Origin of the sequence: Arthrobacter sp. P2b, from assembly GCF_900168295.1 — a bacterium.
Taxonomy (GTDB): Bacteria; Actinomycetota; Actinomycetes; order Actinomycetales; family Micrococcaceae; genus Arthrobacter.
Window position 1 is genome coordinate 143000 of sequence record NZ_FVZL01000003.1, and the last position, 20814, is coordinate 163813.

Annotated in this window: 19 protein-coding genes; 10 read left to right on the forward strand and 9 right to left on the reverse strand. The window is 66.7% G+C overall.

The window, feature by feature from the left end:
* Nucleotides 1–628: 628 nt before the first annotated feature.
* A complete protein-coding gene (locus B5520_RS07910) occupies nt 629–1066 on the reverse strand; it encodes an SRPBCC family protein (RefSeq protein ID WP_079596537.1) in 438 nt (145 codons plus the stop codon).
* A 78-nt stretch (nt 1067–1144) separates the two neighbouring features.
* Between B5520_RS07910 and B5520_RS07915 the strand changes: the two genes are divergently transcribed.
* On the forward strand, nt 1145–2311 hold the full coding sequence (locus tag B5520_RS07915) for an RtcB family protein (RefSeq protein ID WP_079596538.1): 1167 nt from the start codon (nt 1145–1147) through the stop codon (nt 2309–2311).
* On the opposite strand, the gene B5520_RS07920 is transcribed toward B5520_RS07915, so the two are convergent.
* Nucleotides 2308–2694: a hypothetical protein gene (locus B5520_RS07920; RefSeq protein WP_139386224.1), complete on the reverse strand. Its 387-nt coding sequence runs from the start codon at nt 2692–2694 to the stop codon at nt 2308–2310. The genes B5520_RS07915 and B5520_RS07920 overlap by 4 nt on opposite strands.
* A gap of 187 nt (nt 2695–2881) precedes the next feature.
* Between B5520_RS07920 and B5520_RS07925 the strand changes: the two genes are divergently transcribed.
* The 6 genes from B5520_RS07925 (at nt 2882) to B5520_RS07950 (ending at nt 9263) form a co-directional block, all read left to right on the forward strand.
* Nucleotides 2882–4021, forward strand: a complete 1140-nt coding sequence (locus B5520_RS07925) for an ABC transporter substrate-binding protein (protein ID WP_079596540.1) — start codon at nt 2882–2884, stop codon at nt 4019–4021.
* Nucleotides 4022–4048: 27 nt separating this feature from the next.
* Entirely contained in the window at nt 4049–4774 is a 726-nt protein-coding gene (locus B5520_RS07930; protein WP_079596541.1) for an ABC transporter ATP-binding protein, read from the forward strand.
* Nucleotides 4764–5711 (forward strand): ABC transporter permease, encoded by a 948-nt coding sequence (locus tag B5520_RS07935; protein ID WP_079596542.1) that lies wholly within the window; start codon nt 4764–4766, stop codon nt 5709–5711. Before B5520_RS07930 ends, B5520_RS07935 begins: the two co-directional genes overlap by 11 nt.
* Nucleotides 5712–5904: 193 nt before the next feature.
* Complete coding sequence (locus B5520_RS07940) at nt 5905–6351, forward strand: SRPBCC family protein (protein ID WP_079596543.1); 447 nt, start codon at nt 5905–5907, stop codon at nt 6349–6351.
* Nucleotides 6352–6439: 88 nt separating this feature from the next.
* Nucleotides 6440–7696 carry a uroporphyrinogen-III C-methyltransferase gene (cobA, locus tag B5520_RS07945; protein WP_079596544.1) on the forward strand — a complete coding sequence of 419 codons (1257 nt, stop codon included), beginning with the start codon at nt 6440–6442 and terminating at the stop codon, nt 7694–7696.
* Nucleotides 7697–7796: 100 nt separating this feature from the next.
* Entirely contained in the window at nt 7797–9263 is a 1467-nt protein-coding gene (locus B5520_RS07950) for an FAD-dependent oxidoreductase (RefSeq protein ID WP_079596545.1), read from the forward strand.
* Between the two features lie 84 nt (nt 9264–9347).
* On the opposite strand, the gene B5520_RS23025 is transcribed toward B5520_RS07950, so the two are convergent.
* The 3 genes from B5520_RS23025 to B5520_RS07970 are packed head-to-tail and all read right to left on the reverse strand — an operon-like array spanning nt 9348 to nt 11816.
* A complete protein-coding gene (locus B5520_RS23025) occupies nt 9348–10664 on the reverse strand; it encodes an SRPBCC family protein (RefSeq protein WP_254865520.1) in 1317 nt (438 codons plus the stop codon).
* Between the two features lie 30 nt (nt 10665–10694).
* Nucleotides 10695–11522: a DUF1206 domain-containing protein gene (locus B5520_RS07965; protein ID WP_079596546.1), complete on the reverse strand. Its 828-nt coding sequence runs from the start codon at nt 11520–11522 to the stop codon at nt 10695–10697.
* A 3-nt stretch (nt 11523–11525) separates the two neighbouring features.
* On the reverse strand, nt 11526–11816 hold the full coding sequence (locus tag B5520_RS07970; protein WP_079596720.1) for a hypothetical protein: 291 nt from the start codon (nt 11814–11816) through the stop codon (nt 11526–11528).
* A gap of 156 nt (nt 11817–11972) precedes the next feature.
* Between B5520_RS07970 and B5520_RS07975 the strand changes: the two genes are divergently transcribed.
* Complete coding sequence (locus B5520_RS07975; RefSeq protein ID WP_079596547.1) at nt 11973–12509, forward strand: hypothetical protein; 537 nt, start codon at nt 11973–11975, stop codon at nt 12507–12509.
* 102 nt (nt 12510–12611) lie between these two features.
* Here the strand turns inward: B5520_RS07975 and B5520_RS07980 are convergent, their stop codons facing one another.
* From B5520_RS07980 to B5520_RS07990, 3 genes are all read right to left on the reverse strand, one after another.
* On the reverse strand, nt 12612–13865 hold the full coding sequence (locus B5520_RS07980) for an AI-2E family transporter (protein WP_079596548.1): 1254 nt from the start codon (nt 13863–13865) through the stop codon (nt 12612–12614).
* A gap of 85 nt (nt 13866–13950) precedes the next feature.
* Entirely contained in the window at nt 13951–14631 is a 681-nt protein-coding gene (locus B5520_RS07985) for a FadR/GntR family transcriptional regulator (RefSeq protein ID WP_079596549.1), read from the reverse strand.
* A gap of 11 nt (nt 14632–14642) precedes the next feature.
* Nucleotides 14643–15926 carry an MFS transporter gene (locus B5520_RS07990; protein ID WP_079596550.1) on the reverse strand — a complete coding sequence of 428 codons (1284 nt, stop codon included), beginning with the start codon at nt 15924–15926 and terminating at the stop codon, nt 14643–14645.
* A 143-nt stretch (nt 15927–16069) separates the two neighbouring features.
* Here B5520_RS07990 and B5520_RS07995 point away from each other — a divergent pair, with 143 nt between their 5' ends.
* Nucleotides 16070–17641 carry a CYTH and CHAD domain-containing protein gene (locus B5520_RS07995; protein ID WP_079596551.1) on the forward strand — a complete coding sequence of 524 codons (1572 nt, stop codon included), beginning with the start codon at nt 16070–16072 and terminating at the stop codon, nt 17639–17641.
* A 78-nt stretch (nt 17642–17719) separates the two neighbouring features.
* On the opposite strand, the gene B5520_RS08000 is transcribed toward B5520_RS07995, so the two are convergent.
* Complete coding sequence (locus B5520_RS08000; RefSeq protein WP_079596552.1) at nt 17720–19156, reverse strand: PucR family transcriptional regulator; 1437 nt, start codon at nt 19154–19156, stop codon at nt 17720–17722.
* A 171-nt stretch (nt 19157–19327) separates the two neighbouring features.
* Here B5520_RS08000 and B5520_RS08005 point away from each other — a divergent pair, with 171 nt between their 5' ends.
* The gene (locus B5520_RS08005) at nt 19328–20758 is read left to right on the forward strand and encodes an aminobutyraldehyde dehydrogenase (protein WP_079596721.1); all 1431 of its coding nucleotides are present in this window, start codon (nt 19328–19330) and stop codon (nt 20756–20758) included.
* Nucleotides 20759–20814: the final 56 nt, after the last annotated feature.

The window sequence follows — 20814 nt, forward strand, 5'->3', positions numbered from 1 at the left end:
TAACGGCCCCAAAAGGCTGCACAACGAGACCCTCTGGCTGTAGAACAAATCGTAGGTAAAGCGACGCCGTCAGCACGGAAAGAGACAGCAACCCTACCAGGGGAGTGAAAAGTGAAAGCCAGGCTGCGTCTGGTTTCCAAGCGAATGCCATGAAAAGAAATGACGCGATCGTACATAAGGATGCTGCGGCAGTTACCCAGTTGTCAGGAAGAAAGCTACGTTTCTGGGACTGCCGCTCAATCGTTGTTCGTTGCTGGTAGGGATCGGTAGGATCCTTCCCGAAAATTCTCTGATGAGCAGTCACGTCTCGGCCCGCCTGGACGCCATTCTGATTGTTCCCATAAAGCCTTGAACCGGCGTCATGCATCTCTGACCCGCGCAGATGAGTTATCGGTCGACCACAACCGCAGAACTCGTAGTCATGTGGTGGCGTCCGTCCACATTCGCAGCTGTACATTTTCCTAATCTCCCCGTGTCGTCTGTCGAGAGTGAATACAGTCATCAGCGTGCCGTGTGGGTATGACAGAGGGACGCAGAGCACAGCCGTTTGAAACCGCGGCTTGTTCGCGAAACCTAACCTTCACGGTCCGGTTTTGCGAACAAGCCGCGGTTTTGCCGTTTCTGCCGGTTACTGCTGCCCTTCGAGGATCGACTTGAGCCTCTGCAGGTCCTTCCGGGTCTCGCGGCGGATCATCGGCTCCATGACCAAACCTGCGAGCTTGGAGAAACCCGAGGGCTTTCCGGTGTTGCCCAGCGTCATCCGGGTGCCGCCGCCTTCATCGGTCCAGGTGTAGGTGGTCTGCATCGGGAACGGACCCTGGGCGGTGCGCATCACCAGCTTTTCGCCGGGAACGTATTCCACAAACTCATAGGTGTAGTTCAGCTCCCGGCCCAGGAACTTTGCGGTGAACGCCACCTTGGAACCTGTACCGGTTGGGCCGTCAGTCAGCCGCTGGGATTTATGGATGTTGACGTACCACTTCGGCGCGTTGTCCGGGTTGGCCGCATACGCCGCCACCTCCGCGCGCGGCCGATTGATGAGGATCTCGGTCTGGACGTTCACCATGTTTGCGTCTCCTTCAGGGGGTACCGGGTTTAGCCTAGGACTTACGTTAGTCCTCGGCGGTGCAGTGGGAGACGGAGCATGGAAACCATCAACAGCAAGCTTCTCAACTGGGCGTCCATCCTGGATGACCAGACCCGGAAACAGGCCGTGATGACGGCCGAGTTGCCGTTTATCTACCCGCACCTGGCGCTCATGCCGGACGCGCACCTGGGCAAGGGCGCTACCGTAGGTTCTGTCATCCCAACCCTGCGGGCGATTATTCCCGCCGCAGTAGGTGTGGACATCGGCTGCGGCATGATCGCCGTCCGCACTCAGTACAGGCTGAAGGACCTCCCGGCGGACAGGAAACGGATCCGGGAGGACATCGAGCGGGTCATTCCGCTGTCCGCCGGCCACAACAACAAGAAGGTCCTGCCCACCGCCGAACCCCGGATCGCCGAACTGAAGGCGCTGGCCTCAAAAGCGGGGTTCGATCCCGCCCAATACGTGGCCAAATGGGAACTGCAGCTGGGATCCCTGGGCTCGGGCAACCACTTCATCGAAGTCTGCGCGGACGAGGCTGACGACGTCTGGCTGTTCCTGCACTCCGGCTCACGGGGTATCGGCAACAAGATCGCCCAGCACCATATCGGCGTCGCCCGGCACGTCGGGCGGAAGGACCAGGTTTACCTGCCCGACCCGGACCTCGCCTATCTCGACGAGGGGACGCCGCAGTTCGACCGGTATATCGCCGAGCTGCGGTGGGCCCAGCACTTCGCGCTGTTGAACCGCGAGGAGATGATGGACCGGGTGAGCGCCCAATTCAGCCGCTGGGTGGGCGGGCCGGTGCAGGAACGCGAACGGATCAACTGCCACCACAACTTCACTCAGCAGGAGACGCACTACGGCAAGTCCTTGTGGGTGTCGCGAAAGGGCGCCATCAAAGCCGAGCGCGGCGATCCCGGACTGATCCCCGGATCCATGGGGACGGCGTCGTATGTTGTGGAAGGGCTCGGCAACCCGGAGTCTCTGAACTCGTCGCCGCACGGCGCGGGCCGGGAGTACTCACGCAACGCCGCCCGAAAGACATTTTCGCTCGAGGAGCTGAAGCGGGCCATGCGCGGCATTGAGTTCCGCGCGTCGGAGGCATTCATCGACGAAATTCCCGCCGCGTACAAGCCGATCGACCAGGTGATGCAGGACGCCGCAGACCTGGTGACGGTCCGGCACAAGCTGCGGCAGCTAGTCAACGTCAAAGGCAACTAGCTGGACCCGGATTCGGCTTCGCCGGTTTTCGAAGAGAAGGACCCATAACGGGTGAGGTAAAGGGACATCCCCACAAAGGCGGCCACGCCCAGGAGCGGTCCCGCCCAGAGGGCGGCCGGCGTGCCACGAAGGAGTACCGCGGCGGCCCCGAAGATGCTCCCGATAACGCCCGCGCCCGGGCCGGCCCCAGCAAACCTGCCGCGGATGTCCCGGCTCAGTTGGCGGTGTCTGCTGCCGTACAGGACGGCGACGAGAATCAAAGCGACACCCGTAATCACCGGCCACGGCCATGACGCCGTTGCCACCACTCCCACGGTCAGCCCTAGCATGCCGGCCAGGACCAGCCAATAATTCCTTACGGTGCCAGTAACAGCAGTGTTCATCAGCATCCCCCAGGTGACGTCATATCGGCCGGCAGGCTACAAATCTAACTAAAGACTGCGGAAAACAAAGCGCACTCACACCGCCGAATGTGACGCTAGATGAACCTGCGTGACCCCCCGTTTAGGCTTCATTGAACGGGTTTATGTCACTCCCTATGGTGAAACAATGACTAGTTCCAAGCCCGGGATGATCCGCATCGTGGCAGGCGAAAGCGCAGCACCCAAGCGCAAGCGTGCCGTCGAGGCTGCCCTGGCGGTCGGGCTGGTCCTCCTGATTGTGGTGGGAGCTGTTGTGGCCTCCACTGTTTCGCGTAACACTGAGGCCCAGGCCGTGGTCCCCACCCCCGCCGCGGAGCTCAAATTGGGGTACTTCGGCAACGTCACGCATGCGCCGGCCCTGGTGGGCGTCAAAGAGGGCTTCCTGGCCGAATCGCTGGGGAACACCACCCTGAGTACCGAGACATTCAATGCCGGTCCCGCTGCCATCGAGGCGCTGAATGCCGGCGCCATCGACGCCGCATACATCGGCCCCAACCCGGCCATCAACTCGTTCGTGAAGAGCCAGGGCGAGTCCGTGAAGGTCATTGCCGGCGCTGCCGCGGGCGGTGCCCAACTGGTGGTTAAGCCTGAAATCACTTCCGCCGCAGACCTTATGGGCAAGACCATCGCGTCCCCGCAACTGGGAGGGACGCAGGACGTGGCCCTGCGCGCGTGGCTGGCGGACCAGGGCTACAAGACCAACGTTGACGGCAGCGGCGACGTCGCCATCAACCCCACCGAAAATGCGCAGTCCCTGAAGCTTTTCCAGGACGGAAAGCTCGACGGCGCCTGGTTGCCTGAGCCGTGGTCCTCCCGGCTGGTGCTCCAGGCCGGAGCCAAGGTGCTGGTGGACGAAAAGGACCTGTGGGACGGAACCGGAACCGGCAAGCCCGGCGAGTTCCCTACCACCATCCTGATCGTGAACCAGAAATTCGCCGCCGAACACCCGGAGACGGTCAAGGCGCTCCTCACCGGCCACGCCAAGTCGGTCGCCTGGCTCAACGAGGCACCCGCGGAACAGAAGGCCGGCGTCATCAACTCCGCCCTGCAGGAATCGGCCGGCGCAGCCCTGGCCCCGGATGTGCTGGAACGTTCACTGGCCAACATCACCTTCACCCTTGACCCGCTGGCCGGAGGCTACCCGCGCCTGCTTCACGACGGCGTCGAGGCGGGCACCACCAAGCAGGCCGACATCAACGGGCTCTTCGACCTCCGCGCACTCAACGAGGTCACCGCCGCTGCGGGCAGCACCACCAAGATTTCAGCAGCCGGCCTCGGCCAGGACTGATCCACCCCACTACCTAAGGACGGCACCATGCCAGTCGTACTGGAAAACCTGGGCAAGCGCTTCGGCGACGGCGCCCCGGTGCTGGACGACGTCAACGCCACCATCGCGCAGGGCGAGTTCGTTGCCCTCCTCGGTGCGTCCGGCTGCGGCAAATCCACCCTGCTGAACATCATCGCGGGGCTGGAGGCGCCGACGTCGGGCGCCCTGGAAGTGCCCAGCGACGGTGCCGCCTTCATGTTCCAGGACGCGGCCCTCTTCCCGTGGCTCACCGCCCGGGAAAACATCGAGCTGGCCCTGAAGCTGCGCGGGGTGGGCAAGGCCGAGCGGCGGATCAAGGCACAGGAGCTCCTGGAGCTCGTGCACCTGGGATCCGCCGGGGACAAGCGCCCGCATGAGCTGTCCGGCGGCATGCGGCAGCGCGTGTCCCTGGCCCGGTCGCTCTCGCAGGACCGTCAGCTGCTGCTCATGGACGAGCCGTTCGCCGCGCTGGACGCCATCACCCGGGACCTCCTGCACGACGAGCTGGAGCGCATCTGGAAGGAAACCGGCCGCACCATCGTCTTTGTGACCCACAACGTCCGCGAAGCCGTCCGGCTGGGCCAGCGCGTGCTGCTGCTGTCCTCCCGGCCCGGCCGCGTTGTCCAGGAATGGGCCGTCACCGAGGAACATCGAACCGACGCCGGGCTTGCCGGCCAGCTGACCGGGGTCATCACCGCCCGGCTGCGGGAGGAGATTCGCCGCCATGCCAAGTAACCACACTCCGCTCGCTGAAGCCCCGTCCGAACCATCCGAGACCCGGCACGTCCATGCCGCTTTGACGAGGACTTCCACCGGGAAAGAGGACCTGCGGGAACTTGAGTCCGGGCTGGACTCGCTGCAGTCCGATGCCGACCGCAAGCACCGCATCGAGTGGAGCCGGATCCTCCTGCCGATCGCCGCTCTGGCTGTCCTGATCCTGGTCTGGCAGTTCTACGTCTCCCTGGGCGTCAAGCGCCGCGACCTGGTACCCGGCCCGCTGGATGTTGTGAGCCAGATGGGCGTCCTCTGGAACGAGGGCAAACTCCAGGAAGCCCTGTGGACGTCCATGCAGCGCGGACTGGTTGGGTTCCTGATCTCGGTGGCCATTGCCACACCCATCGGCCTGCTGCTGGCACAGGTTGCACCGCTGCGCCGCGCCTTCGGCCCGCTGATCTCCGGCCTGCAGGTCCTGCCTTCCGTGGCATGGGTCCCCGCGGCCATCATCTGGTTCGGCCTCACCGACGCCACCGTCTATTTCGTGGTGTTCATGGGCGCCATCCCGTCCATCATCAACGGGCTGATCTCAGGTGTGGACCAGATCCCGCCGCAGTACCGGCGCGTGGGGACCGTCCTGGGCGCTTCCCGGCTGCAGATGGCGCTCCAGGTCATCCTCCCGGCCGCACTTCCCGGATACCTGGGTGGCCTCAAGCAGGGCTGGGCCTTCTCCTGGCGCTCACTCATGGCCGCGGAAATCATCGCCGTGGGCGGGACCATCGGCTTCGGCCTGGGCTCGCTGCTCGACCAGGGCCGCATCCTGTCCGACATGACCGTGGTGATGTCGGCAATCCTGCTGATCCTCGCCGTCGGCATCCTGATTGAACTGCTGGTGTTCGGTCCCATCGAGAAGCGCCTGCTGCGCAGCCGCGGCCTCCTCTCCGGCAGCACCCGGTAGCCCTTACACCACCCTTGCAAGGCCCGACGGCGACCTCCCGCCGTCGGGCTTTGCTGTGTGCTTGCGCTTTTGCCCGCCGCCGTCGTGGGGCACTTTGGAAGGGACACGCCGCGGCTTGAGGGTGATCCGCCACTCTGGCCCGCCAATGTGCCCCACGACGGCGGGTCCCTGGGTCCCGTGACAGACTGGCCGGATGACCGTCAGCTTCGTGTGCCGCACCGAATCAGCGCTGCCTCCGGAACGCCTCTTCGACCTGGCCCGCAGCATCGACGTACACGTGAACTCGCAGCAGGAAGCGGGGGAGCGGGCCGTGGCTGGTGTGACGTCCGGGCTGATCGAAGAGGGCCAGGAGGTGACGTGGCGGGCGCGGCACTTCGGGATTCCCCTGACCATGACGAACCGCATCACCCACATGGACTTCCCAAGCAGCTTCACGGACGAGCAGGTCCGCGGCCCCTTCAAGAGCTTCCGCCACATCCACGAATTCAAAGCGACCGCCACCGGCAGCGCCATGACGGACCGGGTGGAGTTCACCGCCCCGTTCGGGTTCCTGGGCCGGCTGGCAGAGCGGCTGGTGCTGGCCGGCTACCTGGAGAAGCTCATCGTCCACAGGGGCCGGTTCCTTGCCGGCCTGGCCTGATGCATCCTTTGTGACGCAGCGTTACCTTACGTGAACTGGTGTTGCTCGGCCTTTGTGGGCGATTGTGACGCGGCCCTACCGTTGATTCATGGCAATTCAGGATATCTACCCCACAGCGCTGCGCCTCCTCGGCCGCCCCGTGCTGGTGGTGGGCGGCGGCCCCGTTGCTGCACGCCGCGCCAAGGGGCTGCTCGACGCCGGTGCACGGGTCACCGCCGTGGCTCCCGTTGCCTCTCCCGCGCTCCGGGAACTGGCCGACGCCGGCCTTCTCACCTGGGAGCCGCGCACCTACCGTCCGTCCGACGTCGACGGTGTCTGGTTCGTCCAGACCGCCACCGGTGATGCCGCCGTGGACGCGCAGGTTTCGGCCGACGCCGAGGCGCAGCGCGTCTGGTGCGTCAACGCCTCCGACCATGAAGCCTCCGCAGCCTGGACGCCCGCCGTCGCCGAAGTTGACGACGTCAAGATCGCCGTCAACGCCGGGGGAGACCCCCGCCGTGCCATGGCCGTGCGCGACGCCGTCGCCACCGCCCTGGAAACCGGTGACCTTCCGCTGCGCCGCCGCCGCGCCCACCGGGGATCAGTTGCCCTGGTTGGTGGCGGCCCCGGTGACACCGGCCTCATCACCGTCCGCGGCCGTCGACTGCTGGGCCAGGCTGACGTTGTGGTGGCGGACCGCCTGGGTCCGCGTGAACTCCTCAACGAACTGGCCCCAGACGTCCGCGTGATCGAGGTCGGCAAGACCCCCGGCCACCACCCCGTGCCGCAGGCCGAGATCAACCGCATCCTCGTCGACGAAGCCCTCGCCGGCCACCGCGTGGTCCGGCTCAAGGGCGGCGACCCCTACGTCTTGGGCCGCGGCGGCGAGGAAGCCGAACACTGCCGGCAGCACGGCGTCGAGGTTGAAGTGGTTTCCGGCGTCACCTCCGCGATTTCCGTTCCTGCAGCAGCCGGCATTCCGGTCACGCACCGGGGACTGGCCAAAGGCTTCAGCGTGGTCACCGGCCACGAGGAACTGTCCGAGGTTCCGGCCCGCCCGGACCACACGATCATCCTGCTCATGGGCGTGGGCCAGCTCCGCGAATCCGCGTCCGCCCTCGGCAAAGCCGGCCTGCCCGGTGACACCCCGGTTGGTATTGTGGAGAACGGCTACTTGCCGGACCAGCGCGTCACCATTGGCACGCTCGGTTCCATTGCGGACCAGGCCGAGGCCGCCGGCGTCGCAAATCCCGCAGTCATTGTCATCGGCGACGTTGTGCGCGTGAGCCCGTTCGCGCCGTCGCACTTCCGAACCGCTGACTACAGCACCACCACCCCGAACAAGCCCCGAGTCCTCACCACCTAGCCCACCAACCCAACCGGGTAGCGCCAAGTGTCGTTATGAGCCGTCAAAACGACAGTTAGTGCTACTTGGTTGGGCCGGAACGAACAAAAGGAACACAGCCGTGTCATCAAGCACTACCGTAGGTTCTGCCGAACGTCCGCTGCGCGTCGCCGTCGTGGGCTCCGGCCCGGCCGGCGTCTACGCCGCCGACATCCTCACCAAGAGCGAAGCCGTCAAGAGCGGCGAGCTGACCGTGAGCATCGACCTCTTTGACCGCTACCCGGCACCCTACGGCCTGATCCGCTACGGCGTTGCCCCGGACCACCCCCGCATCAAGGGCATCGTCAACGCCCTGCACAAGGTCCTGGACCGCGGCGACATCCGCTTCTTCGGCAACGTGGACTACGGCACAGACCTCACCATCGAGGACCTCCGCACCCACTACGACGCCGTCATCTTCGCCACCGGCGCCATCAAGGACGCGGACCTGAACATCCCCGGCATCGAGCTGGACGGCTCCTACGGCGGCGCGGACTTCGTCTCCTGGTACGACGGCCACCCCGACGTTCCCCGCGAATGGCCCCTCGAGGCCAAGGAAATCGCCGTCATCGGCAACGGCAACGTGGCCCTGGACGTGGCCCGCGTCCTGTCCAAGCACGCCGACGACCTCCTGGTCTCCGAGATCCCGGACAACGTCTACGCCGGCCTGAAGGCCTCGCCCGTCACCGACGTGCACGTCTTCGGCCGCCGCGGCCCGGCCCAGGTCAAGTTCACCCCGCTGGAGCTGCGCGAGCTGTCCCACTCCAAGGACGTGGACATCATCCTGTACCCGGAGGACTTCGAGTTCGACGAGGAATCCGACCGCCAGATCCAGACCAACAACCAGACCAAGACCATGGTTGGCACGCTCACCAACTGGATCGCAGAACAGCCCGAGGACCTCTCCGAGCTCAAGGCTTCCCGCCGCCTGCACCTGCACTTCCTGCACAGCCCGGTGGAGATCTACGACGACGCCGAGACGCCGGGCAAAGTTGCCGGCATCAAGTTCGAGCGCACCGAGCTGGACGGCACGGGTAACGCCCGCGGCACCGGCGAGTTCGTGGACTACCCGGTCCAGGCCGTCTACCGTGCCATCGGCTACTTCGGTTCCGCCCTGCCGGAGATCGAGTTCGACCACAAGAAGGGGGTCATCCCGAACGACGGCGGCCGCGTCCTGGATGCGTCCGGCACCCACGTGCCGGGCATCTACGCCACGGGTTGGATCAAGCGCGGACCCGTCGGCCTGATCGGCCACACCAAGGGCGACGCCCTGGAAACCGTGACCTACCTGCTGGAAGACCGCGAAAACCTTCCGGTGGCCAGCGTTCCCGAGGCGGACGCCGTCGTCGAACTCCTGGACGGCCGCGGCGTGCAGTTCACCAGCTGGGAAGGCTGGCTGGCACTGGACGCGCACGAGCTCGCCCTCGGTGCAGCTGCCACGGAGGCCGGCGGCTCGCACGGCGTCGAGGTCAAGCGTGAGCGCATCAAGGTTGTGCCGCGCGAGGACATGGTGGCCATCTCCCGCGACGGCGTGGCCGCGCAGGTCTAAGACACCACAAGCAACGCGGGGTCTCTTTCCGCCCGATTCAGTGGGCGGAAAGCGACCTCGCGTTGTTGTTTTAACCCGACGGCGCTATTTTCCGGCGCCGCCTGCCGCCATCAGCTCCAGCCGCTTGAGCGTTTCCCGGTTCCGCACGCCGATCATGGCGTCCCGGAGGAACTTGGGCATGAGCTTGCCGAGACCCTTGATGGCGTCTTCGACGATGGTCACCTGGCACTGGTTGCCCCGGTCCTCAAGGGTGATCACCACCTTGGCCTCACCCATCGGCCAGCCACGCGCCACAAGTTCCAGCAACCGGCCCGGCTCGGCGTTCACCACCTTGGTGCTGTCGTTGATCACCAACGGCCAGGCGCCGACGGAGTGGTGCAGCCGGGCACCGGCCTGGGGCCACGCATCGTCCACGGCCCGGATCCTGGAGGCTCCCACCACCCAGCCGGAATACAACCAGCCGTCGGAGAGGACGCGCCACACGTCGGCTGCGGGGGAGTTGAACAGCTGGGACACGGTGGACATGGTCTTCCTTCTCTCTGCGATGCGGGCTTGGTTGAGGGCAGAACGTCCGACCGCGGCAGGCGCCGGCCGCTGCGCCGTCCGGTAGGAGCGCTCCCGCAGGCGGCGCGTCCAGGCATAAGTCTGCGCCCCGGGCGGCTGGTTCTCCAGTGGGTTGAAGCGCAGCGGCGTGTCACCGGGCGGGGACCCCGCGTGAAGCACCAGCTCGCCGCACTGCCGCCACCGTCCCAGCGGCCTGGCCCAGTACAGCCCCAGCACCCATTCCCCGGAGGACAGCGATCCCGGCGGCAAACTGACCGTCCGCAGTCCCAGCAGAACGGGCCCGTTCCTGCCGCGGTAGGGCATGAGGGTGGTCATGGTGGCGCCGTCGACGTCGAGCCGCGGCTGGAGCAGGAACCGTCCGGGAATCCGCCAGCCGGTGGAGGAGAAGAGCACATCCGCGGGACCGCCGGTGCCAGGGGTGCCGACAGCCGGCGTGACGTGCAGCGCGAGCCCCAGGACGTCCGGCAGTGCCTGCGGCAGGCCCACTGACCGCGAGAACCTGGCCTCCACTGCGTCCGTGCCCGGCGAATCCAGCCACTCCAGGCCACTCGCTTCGTGGGGGTTGCCGGTCCGCGTCAGCTCCCCGGCCAGGCCCAGCCCCTTCGGATGGATGGGGCGGTCCGGCCTGGCCAGCTTGAGCACCCGGAACAGACCCTCGAAAGCACGTCCGGCCGGCTCCGAGAGACCCGGGGCGGCATCCGCGGGTTCCCCATGTGGGTCCCTCTGCCCGGTGCCAGCCGCAGGCCCTCCCGCTGTGAAGGCACGCAAGGTGCGTTCCGCGCCCCGGCTGCTGGCGCCGTCGTCGGCTGTTTGGTCCGTCGTCAGGTGCTGGGTCATGTTTCCTTCGTACCCCGAATCCCGGAGGAATTACATCCGGCCGAACCGCGAGCGGATCAAGGCAAAAATCCCGTAGGCGATGAAGCCGGCCCCGATTGCAACCAGCAGGGACGGTCCGAAGGGATGGTCGCGCAGGGCCTTCAGGCTGCCGTCCAGCCCGGTGGATTCCTCGGGGCGGTGCTTGGCGGCGGCAATGACGAACAGGAGTCCCGTGAGGTTCAGGGCGATGCCCTTGGCGATGTGGCCCGTGACGCCCAAGGTGTCGATCAGCCGGCCGCGCCGCGTTCCGTCGAAATAGAAGAGCTCCTCCTTGAAGCCGCGCCGGGCGCCTTTGAACACGAAGTAGATGCCGATCCCGATAATCGTCAGGCCCAGGGCCACCAGCACCCACAAGCCCAGCGGGTTGGCCATCAGGGAAGCACTGAAATCCCGGGTGCTCTCACTCGAGTCCCCCCGCAGCCCCAAGGCAAAGCCGGCGAAGCTGAGCCCCACGCTGCCGTAGGCAATGGCCAGGAAGCCGGAGGAGATCAGTTTTGAAACACGCTCTTTCCGTGGCCGGCCCCGCATCCTGAGGGTGGCTTCGCTGGCCTGCCACAGGGACAGGCCGCCGCACGCTGCCACGCAGGCCCACATGACTGCCGGGCCCCATGGATTGGCGGCAAGCTGCTCGATGGCTCCGGTGGGCTCCGCCTCACCCGGCTGCCCGAAGGCAACGGCAACGGCGATTGCTCCAATAATGACGTGGAGCATCGCCATCACGGCGAACCCCAGGCGCGCCAGGACGTCCAGGACCTTGTGGTTCGAGGCTTCCTCGATGGCGTCCGCGGCCTGGCTGAGGGTTGAGTCCCGGTCCGACATCGGTCAGCCGTTCATGGGTCCTTCGGCACGCAGCTTCTCCGCGCCGGGTCCTTCGACGTGGACGGTGCAGCGCACCACCAGCTGGCCGGGGGCGTTGTCCAGCTCCACGAGGGAATCGTGTCCGCTCAGCACGGTAAAGACCTCCGAGCCTGCCACAGCAGCTACGCCCTTGGCCTGCGCCGTCTCCCGGGCATTCCGCAGCGCCTCGCGCTGAAGCCCGTCCACATATGTGCTGTCGTTTTCCCGGGCCGGGTCCCCGAAGGCCCAGCCGAACAATGTCCCTGTCATTCCCATGGCCACGATATTACGCGGTCCGGTGCCCGTAAGACGGGCTTTCGTAACATTAGTAAGTGTGCTTACCATAGGCGGACCATGACCTCGATGGGACACGGAAAGCGAAGTCCGCAGCAGCGGCATCCCGGAACCAGTTCAACGTAAGGAATGCACATCATGGCAGGAAATCTCATTGCCCGGTCAGTACACGACCTGACGGCAGCAGCCTGGTTCGGTGGCTCCCTGATGGGTGCCATCGGCCTGAATGGTGCAGCGGCGGAAGCCAAGGACCCCACTGAGCGGACCCGGCTCTCCAGCGCCGGCTGGATGAAATGGGCGCCGATCCAGACGGCAGCCTTTGCCTCCCACCTCGTGGCGGACCTGGCCATCGCCTGGGAGAACAAGGAGCGCATCGCCCAGCAGGACGGCGTGGCCCGGGACACGGCAATCAAAACCGTGGTGACCCTGGCCGGCGCTGCGGTGACCTTGTACTCCGGCATGCTCGGCAAGAAGGTGGAGAAGCTGGCCGGTGAAGGTTCCGAAGGCGCCACCGAGCCGCGGCCCGGTGCTTCCGACGAACTGCAGGCGGCCCAGCAGCAGCTCAAGACGCTCCAGTGGGTCATTCCGGCCTTCGCCGGACTCGTGGTGATCCTCGGCGCCAAGCACGGCGAGATGCAGCGTCCCAAGAACGTGTTTGCGGGCCTGCGCCGCTAAACGCGACGCGCACAGTCACCTGTGACGCACAAAAAACCTGGCGCACCTGAGATTTCAGGTGCGCCAGGTTTTTTATGCGTCGAAAAGGGAGGAACCGCAGCGCTAGACGGGCTGCGTGTTCGCCGGCGGCAGGTCCGGGTTCATGTCCTCCATGTTCGGATCCTCGGCCGTCCACACCTGGATGATCGCCCACGCCACTGCGGCCAGGGGGACGGACAGGACTGCGCCCACAATGCCGGCGAGGATGGTGCCGGCTGTCAGGGCCATCAGGATTACCAGGGCGTGGAGCTGCAGTGACTTGCCCATGACAATGGGCTGCAGGAGGTCGCCCTCCAGCTGGTTGACCGCGATGACCACGGCCACCACAATCAGGGCCACCACGGGCCCGTTGGCCACCAGTGCCACCAGCGCGGCCAGGATGCCGGCCACGGTGGCGCCCACCAGCGGGACGAAAGCTCCGATGAAGACGATGATGGCCAGCGGGAAGGCCAGCGGAACCTGCATGATCAGCAGCGCGGCGCCGATGGCCACCGTGTCCACCAGTGCCACGATGGCGGTGCCGCGGACGTAGCCGCCCAGGACCTCAAGGGTGCGGCTGCCAACCCGGCGGAGCTTGGCCTCGCGGGCCCCGCGGAACGGGCGGAGAAAGAAGTTCCAGATCTTGGCGCCATCCTTGAGGAAGAAGAACAGGATGACCACCATCAGGGCCGTGCCGGCGATGAACTCGGTCACCACAGACAGCCCGGTGATCGCTCCGGAACGGACCTGGCTGCTGGTGGCAAACTCCATGATTCCCTGGCGGGCCTGCTCCAGCTGCTCCTGCTCGATGGGGATCGGCCCGGTGCGCAGGAACTGCTCCAGCTCGTCGAGGCCGGATGAAGCCTGCGCTGCCAGTTCGCCCCACTGGCTGCGGACCGAGAAGTAGATCACGGTGAAAACGCCGCCGAGCAGCAGCAGCAATCCGATGAACGCGATGCCCGTGGCCAGGCCTCCGCGCATCCCGCGGCGCCGCAGCATGTTCACGAACGGGCCAATGGCGGCGGCCAGGATCAGCGCGATCAGGACCGGAATCACCAGGAGCTTGATCTGCATCAGTGCGTAGACGGACACCACGGCGACGGTCAGGATCAGCAGGATCTGGGCCGCGCGGATGCCCACCCGGCCGAGCCCGTCGGACCAGAGTGCGCTGGGCGGCTTGGTTTCCCGGAGCTTCGCGCCCCGATGCAGGGCAGATTGTCCAAGGGGTTGGCCCTGCCGCGGTGCCCCTTCGGCTGCAGCCGCGGCCTCGGCGCCAGGTTTCGGCTGTGGGGTCTCGTTGCCCAACTCGTGTTCGGTCAGGCGTGTGGATCGCGCCATGGGAACTCCTCATCATCGGCGGCACCCGCCTGCGGGTGCAGGGCAGGCTTAACTACCTACGTCAGATAGTAAGCCTACTGACCGATTAGGTGCCGAGCCACTCTGCGCAGGAGTTCAGGTTTCTGTTCACGGTGGCGACGGCGGCGTCCTCGTCGTGCCGTTCGATGGCCGCCAGCAGCAACTCGTGCCCTTCCTGGGGGAGCCCTTCGAAGCCCGGCCGGCCCTGCTGGGTGAGGAGGTCCTGGTGGAGGACGGGGCCAAAGCTGACGTAGAGCTCATGCAGCAGCGGGTTGCCGGAGGCCTGGGCCACCCGTTCGTGGAAGCCCCAGTCAGCCCGCGCCCAGCCCTCATAGTCCCTGCCTTTCCAGGCCTGGTCCCGGGTGGTGAGGAGCCCGCGCAGGGCGGTGACGTCGTCGTCGGTGGCGTTCCTTGCAGCCAGCCTCGCCGCCTGGGTGTCCAGCCCCAGCCGGACTTCCAGGATGTGCTCCTCCGTGTGGTCCTGGTACATGCGGCGGGCGGCGCCGGAGATCTCGCTGGTGGCCCGGACGTAGGTGCCGTCGCCGCGGCGCACCTCCAGCATTCCGCTGTGCGCGAGGGCCTTGATGGCTTCGCGAAGGGTGCCGCGGGACACTCCGAGTCCGGCGATCAGTTCGGTCTCGGACGGGATGCGCTGGTTCAGCTGCCACTCGCCGGAGTGGACCATGGCGCGCAGTTTGGCGGTAACTTCATCGGCCAGGGGCGCGCGGGTGGAGGGGCTCAGTGCCATGGCGTCCTACTTTATCTGGTGTTGGCTTTGCCGGTCATCGGCGTGCCGGTGATCAGGTGGGCCACCACAATCTGGACCAGCGCCAGGGCCAGCAGGATCGCGAGGGGCAGGGTCCAGCCCCCGGTTGCCCCGTGCAGCAGGCCCATTCCGAAGGGCCCGGCCGTTGCCAGCAGGTAGCCGGAGGACTGCGCCAGGGTGGACAGCGCGGTAGTTTCGGCCGTGCTTGCCCCGCTGCGGCTGATCATTACCATCACCAGCGGGAAGATTCCGAGGCCAAAGCCCAGCAGGACGGCCGAAACGAAGGAGAGCTGCACGGGCAGCACCAGCAGTGCCACCAGCCCCAGTGCCATGACGATGCTGACCAGGTAGAACGCCGGCCGCAGCATCCGCGGCCGTGACCCGATGGCGATCAGGACCATGCCGGCGGGGACCGAGACAAGCTGCATCAGTCCGAACATCAGCCCGCTGTCCGAGGCGCTGAGCCCCATGGTGGTGAGCATGTAGGGAAACCAGCTCAGCAGGGCGTAGGCGAGCAGGGCCTGCAGTGTGAAGATCGCGGTGAGGAGCACGCCTTTTCGGGTCCGCAGCAGCGGCCAGGGCGAGATGGCGCCCGCGGTGCCGCGGGAGCTGTTGCGGTGCGCGTGCAGCACCACGGGAAGGAAGCCCAGGAAGGCCGCGACGGCGGTGATTCCGATGGCGCCGACGGCCGCGGACGGCGATCCCAGCGCCTGCGCCAGGGGGACCACCGCCACGGCGGTGACGGTTGCACCGGTGGTCATCGTGACCGTATACATGGCGGTCATCAGAGAAGTCCGGGAGGCGAAATGCTCGCGGATGAAGGACGGCATGGCCACGTTGCAGACGGCCAGGCCGGACATCCCCACAACGCTGCCGGCAACCAGCATCCCGGTGGCCGGAATGCCGCGCAGCAGGAGACCGCCGGCCAGCATTGCCAGGGCCAGCAGAATCGCCTTCTCCACGCCCAGCCGCCCGGTGAGCCAGGACGTTCCCGCGCCGGCAAGTGCGAAGCAGAGGGTGGGAATGGAGGGAATGATCGCCGCCACCAGCGGGCCGTAGCCGAGCACGGTCTGCAGATCGTGCAGCAGCGCCGACGCCCCGGTAATCCCCGCACGAAGGTTCAGCCCGATGAGGACGAGAGCAATAACCCCGAAGACGACGGCGGACCGCGGCTTTGCCTGCACGGCCGGGACTGCCGCGGACGCGGGAGCGGCGGCTGATGCCAAAGTGGCCGTAGCGGGAGCGGATGCGGCCGGCGAGGGCGGGGTGGCAGGCATACTTCAAGGGTAAAGGTTAGACGTTTGATGTCTAGGGTTTTGTGGGCAAGCTCTCCCGGCTTTTCGGCCCGGGGCAATAGACTGCGAACGGGCGGATGCCGGGCATCCGGACTACGCACTGCAGCAATTGTGGAAGGACGGCTGTGAAGGCTTCCGAGGGACTTGAGGTCGAGAAAAAGTACGACGCCGGCGACGACGCCGTAGTGCCCCCGCTGCACGACCTGCCCGGCGTTGCCCGGGTGGGCGAGCCGCACACCGCGTTGCTGGAAGCCGTCTACTTCGATACCGCCAAGCACACCCTGGCCTCCCGCCGTATCACCCTGCGCCGCCGCACGGGCGGAACCGACGCGGGCTGGCACCTGAAGCTGCCACCCGAATCCTCCGCTTCCGCAGGGGCCGAACCGCAGGAGCGCCGCGAGCTGCACGCCCCGCTGGGCCAGCCCGGCGTCGTTCCGGACAGCCTGCTGGCCCGCGTGCAGGCGTATGTGCGGGGCGCGGAGGTGGCCCCGGTGGTGCGGCTGCGTACCGAACGCACCACCCATGCGCTGTACGGCGGGGACGGCGTGCACCTGGCGGATCTGGCTGATGACCGCGTGACGGCGGAGCGCCTGCACGGGCAGGATGTGTCCGGCGAAGCAGCCGGTGAAGGGCACAAGCAGCAGTGGCGTGAGTGGGAGCTGGAACTGGTCCACGGGGAGCCGGGACTCTTCGCCCCGGCCGAGCAGCTTCTGCTGGCAGCCGGCGCCCGTCCCGCCGGGCATGCCTCGAAGCTGGCCAAGGCCCTCGGCACGTCCGCCAGTGGGTCGGAAGGCACCCCCGCACTCCTGTCCGGGAAGAAGGCCCCGGCCGCCGCCGTCGTCACTGTTTACGTTGCGTCACAGATCGAGCAGCTCCTCGCCCAGGACGGGGCGGTCAGGCTGGAAGAACCGGAAGGCGTGCATGACATGCGTTCGGCCACGCGCCGGATCCGTTCCGGCCTGGCCGCGTACCGGAAGCTCTACCGGGCAGTGCCGGTGCGGCGGCTGCGGGACGAGCTGAAATGGCTGGGCCGGTTGCTCGGCGAGCCGCGGGACGCCGAGGTGCTGCTGGGCCTCCTCCGTGGACACCTGGACAGTCTCCCTCCGGGCGAGGGTACCGACGCGGCGCGCGCCCGGGTGGAACGCCAGGCCGGAGCCACGTTCGACGCCGGGTACCAGCGCCTCCAGGAGGCACTGCAGTCCAAACGCTACTTCAGGCTCCTGGACAGCCTCGAAGACTTCCGGGACAACCCGCCCGTGCGCGCCCAGGCCGTGGCGCCGGGACAGAGGGTGGCTGCGAAAGCCGTGGACAAGGCGGCGAAACGGCTGCGGCGCTCGCACAAGGCGGCTGCGCACGCCCGGCGCGGAACGGACCACGAGAACGCCCTCCACCAGGTGCGCAAGGACGCAAAGCGGCTCCGGCACGTGGCGGAATCAGCGGCCCTCGTGAAGGGCAAGCGGGCGGGCAAGGTGGCCAAGGCCGCCCACCGGCAGCAGAAAACCCTGGGCGATTACCATGACGCCGTGCTGGCCCGCGACCTGGTCGCCGGCCTCCGGTCGGACGGGGATCCTGCGGCAACGGCTGAAGCCTACGGGGCGTTGCAGAAACGGCAGGAAGAACTGATGGCGGGCGCCGAATCGAAGTACCGGAAGGCCCGCAAAAAGTCCCGCGACCTCCTGCGGCGCGGGGTCATCTAGGCGCAGGTCCAAGGCAACGCGGGGTCAGATACGGCCCCGAAACGGCGGACATTGGGCCTGGAGTGACTCCGCCTTGGCTTACTTGCCCTGCCGCGCGGACAGCCGGGCCACGGCCAGCGCCAGCCACAGCTGCACCCGGTCCGAGGTGACCGAGGGGTCGTATCCGGTCAGCTCGGTGATCTGGGCCAGCCGGTAGCGGACGGTGTTGCGGTGCAGGGTGAGCTCCTCGGCAACGGCCGCCACGGAACCGTTGTTGTTGAGGTAGCTTTCCAGCGTGGCCATCAGCTCGGCGCCATGGGCGGCATCGAAAGTGCGCAGCGGGTTCAGCGATTCCTGCGCCATGTCCGCCAGCGGCACGTCCTCGCTGGCCAGCAGCAGCGATGTCAGGCTCAGCCGCTCCGGCTCGTTGACGGGCAGCCCGTGGCTTGCCGCATCCCGGGCCTCGAAGTAGCTCCAGCGCAGGCCGTTCGGTTTGGTGTACGCGCCGCCGATTCCGATGGTGGCGTGGATCCCGGCCTCGGCAAGATGGTCGCTGAGCTTCCGCGCCAGGGCCGGCGCCTTCCCGCCGTCGTCATTGACCACCAGGACCAGGTCCTTGCCGACGACGGCGGCAACACAGTTCTCCAGGTCCCGCGGCACGGAGGTGCTCACTAAGGCTTTGTTGTGCGCGGCAGAGACGGCCAGCAGCACCACATTCTTGCGGGTACTGTTCACGCCCACGCCGGCCAGCCGGCGCTGCGCCTCGCTGGTTTCGAGCGCGCCGTGGATGACGTCCTCGAGCACCTGCCCGCACAGGGCGCGCTGCGCCTGGCGCTGCTTGACCATGTTGTTCAGCTCCACGCTGATCAGGTTCTGGGCGTAGCCGATGATGCCGGAGTCCTCGAACGGCTGCCGGACCCACAGGGTGCAGGCATCGCGGCGGCCGGTGGGGATGGGGTAGGAGGACCAGGTGTCTGCGGACGGCGGTTCGCTGCTGCTGTTGTACAGCTGCGCCGTGAACTGGGTGAGGGCGATATCCGTCCGGAGCATGCTGCCCAGGTGCTTCAGGAGCTCGGCGAGCCCGCCGCCGGTCAGCAGCGCCCGGGCCAGCACCTGGTGCCCGGCGATCAGCCGCTCCAGCTTGGCATAGTGGTCCGCGGACTGGGCATCGGCCACCAGCTTGCCGATGGCGATGAACGGGGTTTCGTAGGGGACCTCCACCACAGGCAAACCCCACCGGTTGGCCTCGGCCAGGAGTGCCGGCGGCACGGCATCATGCGAGAGCCCCACACCGAATCCGATGCCCACCGCCCCGGCCCGCTGCACCTGGCGGACAAAGCGCCGCTGCTCCGGCGCGGAACGCAGCCGCAGCCCGGTGGTGAGGATCAGCTCGCCGCCGTTGATGAACCGCTGCGGATCCTCGAGCTCCGTGACCGCCACCCAGTTGATGTCCTGGTGCCAGGTGGTTTCAGCAACCCCTGCCTTGGAAAGCTTCAGGGAGTTCACGCCCAGCAGGGCAGCGAGGGAAATGGCCATGCATCAAGGATAAACGGGCTCTGGACAACCGCACTAAACACCGTAAGGAAGGGTGTGCAGGTGGCTATTCACTGGGCAGGGGCGCTGGCATAGGCTCAAGGCAGTTCCATCCATCCGCCCTGGTCCAATAACCCTGGCGCCGATGGCCCCTTACGAAAGAGGTTGCACACCGTGGTCCAAACCTTGCAGAACTTCATCAACGGACAGTTCGTCACCCCTGCCGGCACAGGCCTGCTGGACGTCGTGAACCCCACCAACGGCGAGGTGGTGGCCGTTGCGCCCATCTCCGTGCAGGCCGACGTCGATGCCGCGATGGCCGCTGCGAAGGACGCGTTCAAGACCTGGAAGCACGTCACCCCGGGCCAGCGCCAGCTGATGCTGCTCAAGCTCGCCGACGCCATCGAAGCCAACAGTGACGAACTGGTGGAGGCCCAGCACCGCAACACCGGGCAGGTCCGGTCCCTGATTGCTTCCGAGGAAGTGGCTGCCGGCGCAGACCAGCTCCGCTTCTTCGCCGGTGCCGCGCGCATCCTGGAAGGCAAGTCCGCCGGTGAGTACTTCGAGGGCCACACCTCCTATGTCCGCCGCGAACCCATCGGCGTGGTGGCCCAGGTGGCCCCCTGGAACTACCCGTTCCTGATGGCCATCTGGAAGATCGGCCCCGCGCTCGCCGCCGGCAACACCGTGGTCCTGAAGCCCTCGGACACCACCCCGGAATCCACCCTGGTCCTGGCCCGCCTGGCAGGGGACATCCTGCCCGCCGGCGTCCTCAACGTCATTCTGGGCACCGGCCAGACCGGCGCCATGATGGTGGAGCACAAGGTCCCCGGCCTGGTGTCCATCACCGGCTCCGTCCGGGCCGGCATCGCCGTCGCTTCCGGAGCCGCCAAGGGGCTCAAGCGCGCCCACCTCGAGCTGGGCGGCAAAGCTCCCGCCATCGTGTTCAAGGACGCCGACATCAAGAAGAGCGCGGCTGCCATCGCGGAGTTCGCGTTCTTCAACGCCGGCCAGGACTGCACCGCCATCACCCGCGTGCTGGTGGAGGATTCGGTGCACGACGACGTCGTGGCGGCCATGGTGGAACACACCAGGACCCTGCACACCGGCTCGCAGAACGACGAAGACAACTACTTCGGCCCGCTGAACAACGTGAACCACTTCAACGCCGTGACGTCCGTGGTGGAGAACCTGCCCGCGAACTGCCGGATCGAAACCGGCGGCCACCGGGCGGGGGAGAAGGGCTATTTCTTCGAGCCCACCATCATCACCGGCGCCAAGCAGACCGACGACGTGGTTCAGAAGGAAACCTTCGGCCCCGTCATCACCGTCCAGAGGTTCAGCACCGAGGAAGAAGCCGTTGAGCTCGCGAACGACGTGGAATACGCCCTCGCCTCCAGCGTCTGGACCACCAACCACGGCACGGCCATGCGCCTGAGCCGGGACCTGGACTTCGGTGCCGTCTGGATCAACACCCACATCCTGCTCACTGCCGAAATGCCGCACGGCGGCTTCAAGCAGTCCGGCTACGGCAAGGACCTCTCCATGTACGGCGTGGAGGACTACACCCGCATCAAGCACGTCATGAGCGCGCTCGACGCATAAATTCTTCGGTCATCGAGCTTGTCGAAACCAAGATCTCGACAGGCTCGATCACCAGG

Coding starts and splice junctions, on each gene's coding strand:
- B5520_RS07910 (WP_079596537.1), bottom strand. CDS start 1,066: ATGGTGAACGTCCAGACCGAGATCCTCATCAATCGGCCGCGCGCGGAG.
- B5520_RS07915 (WP_079596538.1), top strand. CDS start 1,145: ATGGAAACCATCAACAGCAAGCTTCTCAACTGGGCGTCCATCCTGGAT.
- B5520_RS07920 (WP_139386224.1), bottom strand. CDS start 2,694: ATGAACACTGCTGTTACTGGCACCGTAAGGAATTATTGGCTGGTCCTG.
- B5520_RS07925 (WP_079596540.1), top strand. CDS start 2,882: ATGATCCGCATCGTGGCAGGCGAAAGCGCAGCACCCAAGCGCAAGCGT.
- B5520_RS07930 (WP_079596541.1), top strand. CDS start 4,049: ATGCCAGTCGTACTGGAAAACCTGGGCAAGCGCTTCGGCGACGGCGCC.
- B5520_RS07935 (WP_079596542.1), top strand. CDS start 4,764: ATGCCAAGTAACCACACTCCGCTCGCTGAAGCCCCGTCCGAACCATCC.
- B5520_RS07940 (WP_079596543.1), top strand. CDS start 5,905: ATGACCGTCAGCTTCGTGTGCCGCACCGAATCAGCGCTGCCTCCGGAA.
- cobA (WP_079596544.1), top strand. CDS start 6,440: ATGGCAATTCAGGATATCTACCCCACAGCGCTGCGCCTCCTCGGCCGC.
- B5520_RS23025 (WP_254865520.1), bottom strand. CDS start 10,664: ATGACCCAGCACCTGACGACGGACCAAACAGCCGACGACGGCGCCAGC.
- B5520_RS07965 (WP_079596546.1), bottom strand. CDS start 11,522: ATGTCGGACCGGGACTCAACCCTCAGCCAGGCCGCGGACGCCATCGAG.
- B5520_RS07970 (WP_079596720.1), bottom strand. CDS start 11,816: ATGGGAATGACAGGGACATTGTTCGGCTGGGCCTTCGGGGACCCGGCC.
- B5520_RS07975 (WP_079596547.1), top strand. CDS start 11,973: ATGGCAGGAAATCTCATTGCCCGGTCAGTACACGACCTGACGGCAGCA.
- B5520_RS07980 (WP_079596548.1), bottom strand. CDS start 13,865: ATGGCGCGATCCACACGCCTGACCGAACACGAGTTGGGCAACGAGACC.
- B5520_RS07985 (WP_079596549.1), bottom strand. CDS start 14,631: ATGGCACTGAGCCCCTCCACCCGCGCGCCCCTGGCCGATGAAGTTACC.
- B5520_RS07990 (WP_079596550.1), bottom strand. CDS start 15,926: ATGCCTGCCACCCCGCCCTCGCCGGCCGCATCCGCTCCCGCTACGGCC.
- B5520_RS08000 (WP_079596552.1), bottom strand. CDS start 19,156: ATGGCCATTTCCCTCGCTGCCCTGCTGGGCGTGAACTCCCTGAAGCTT.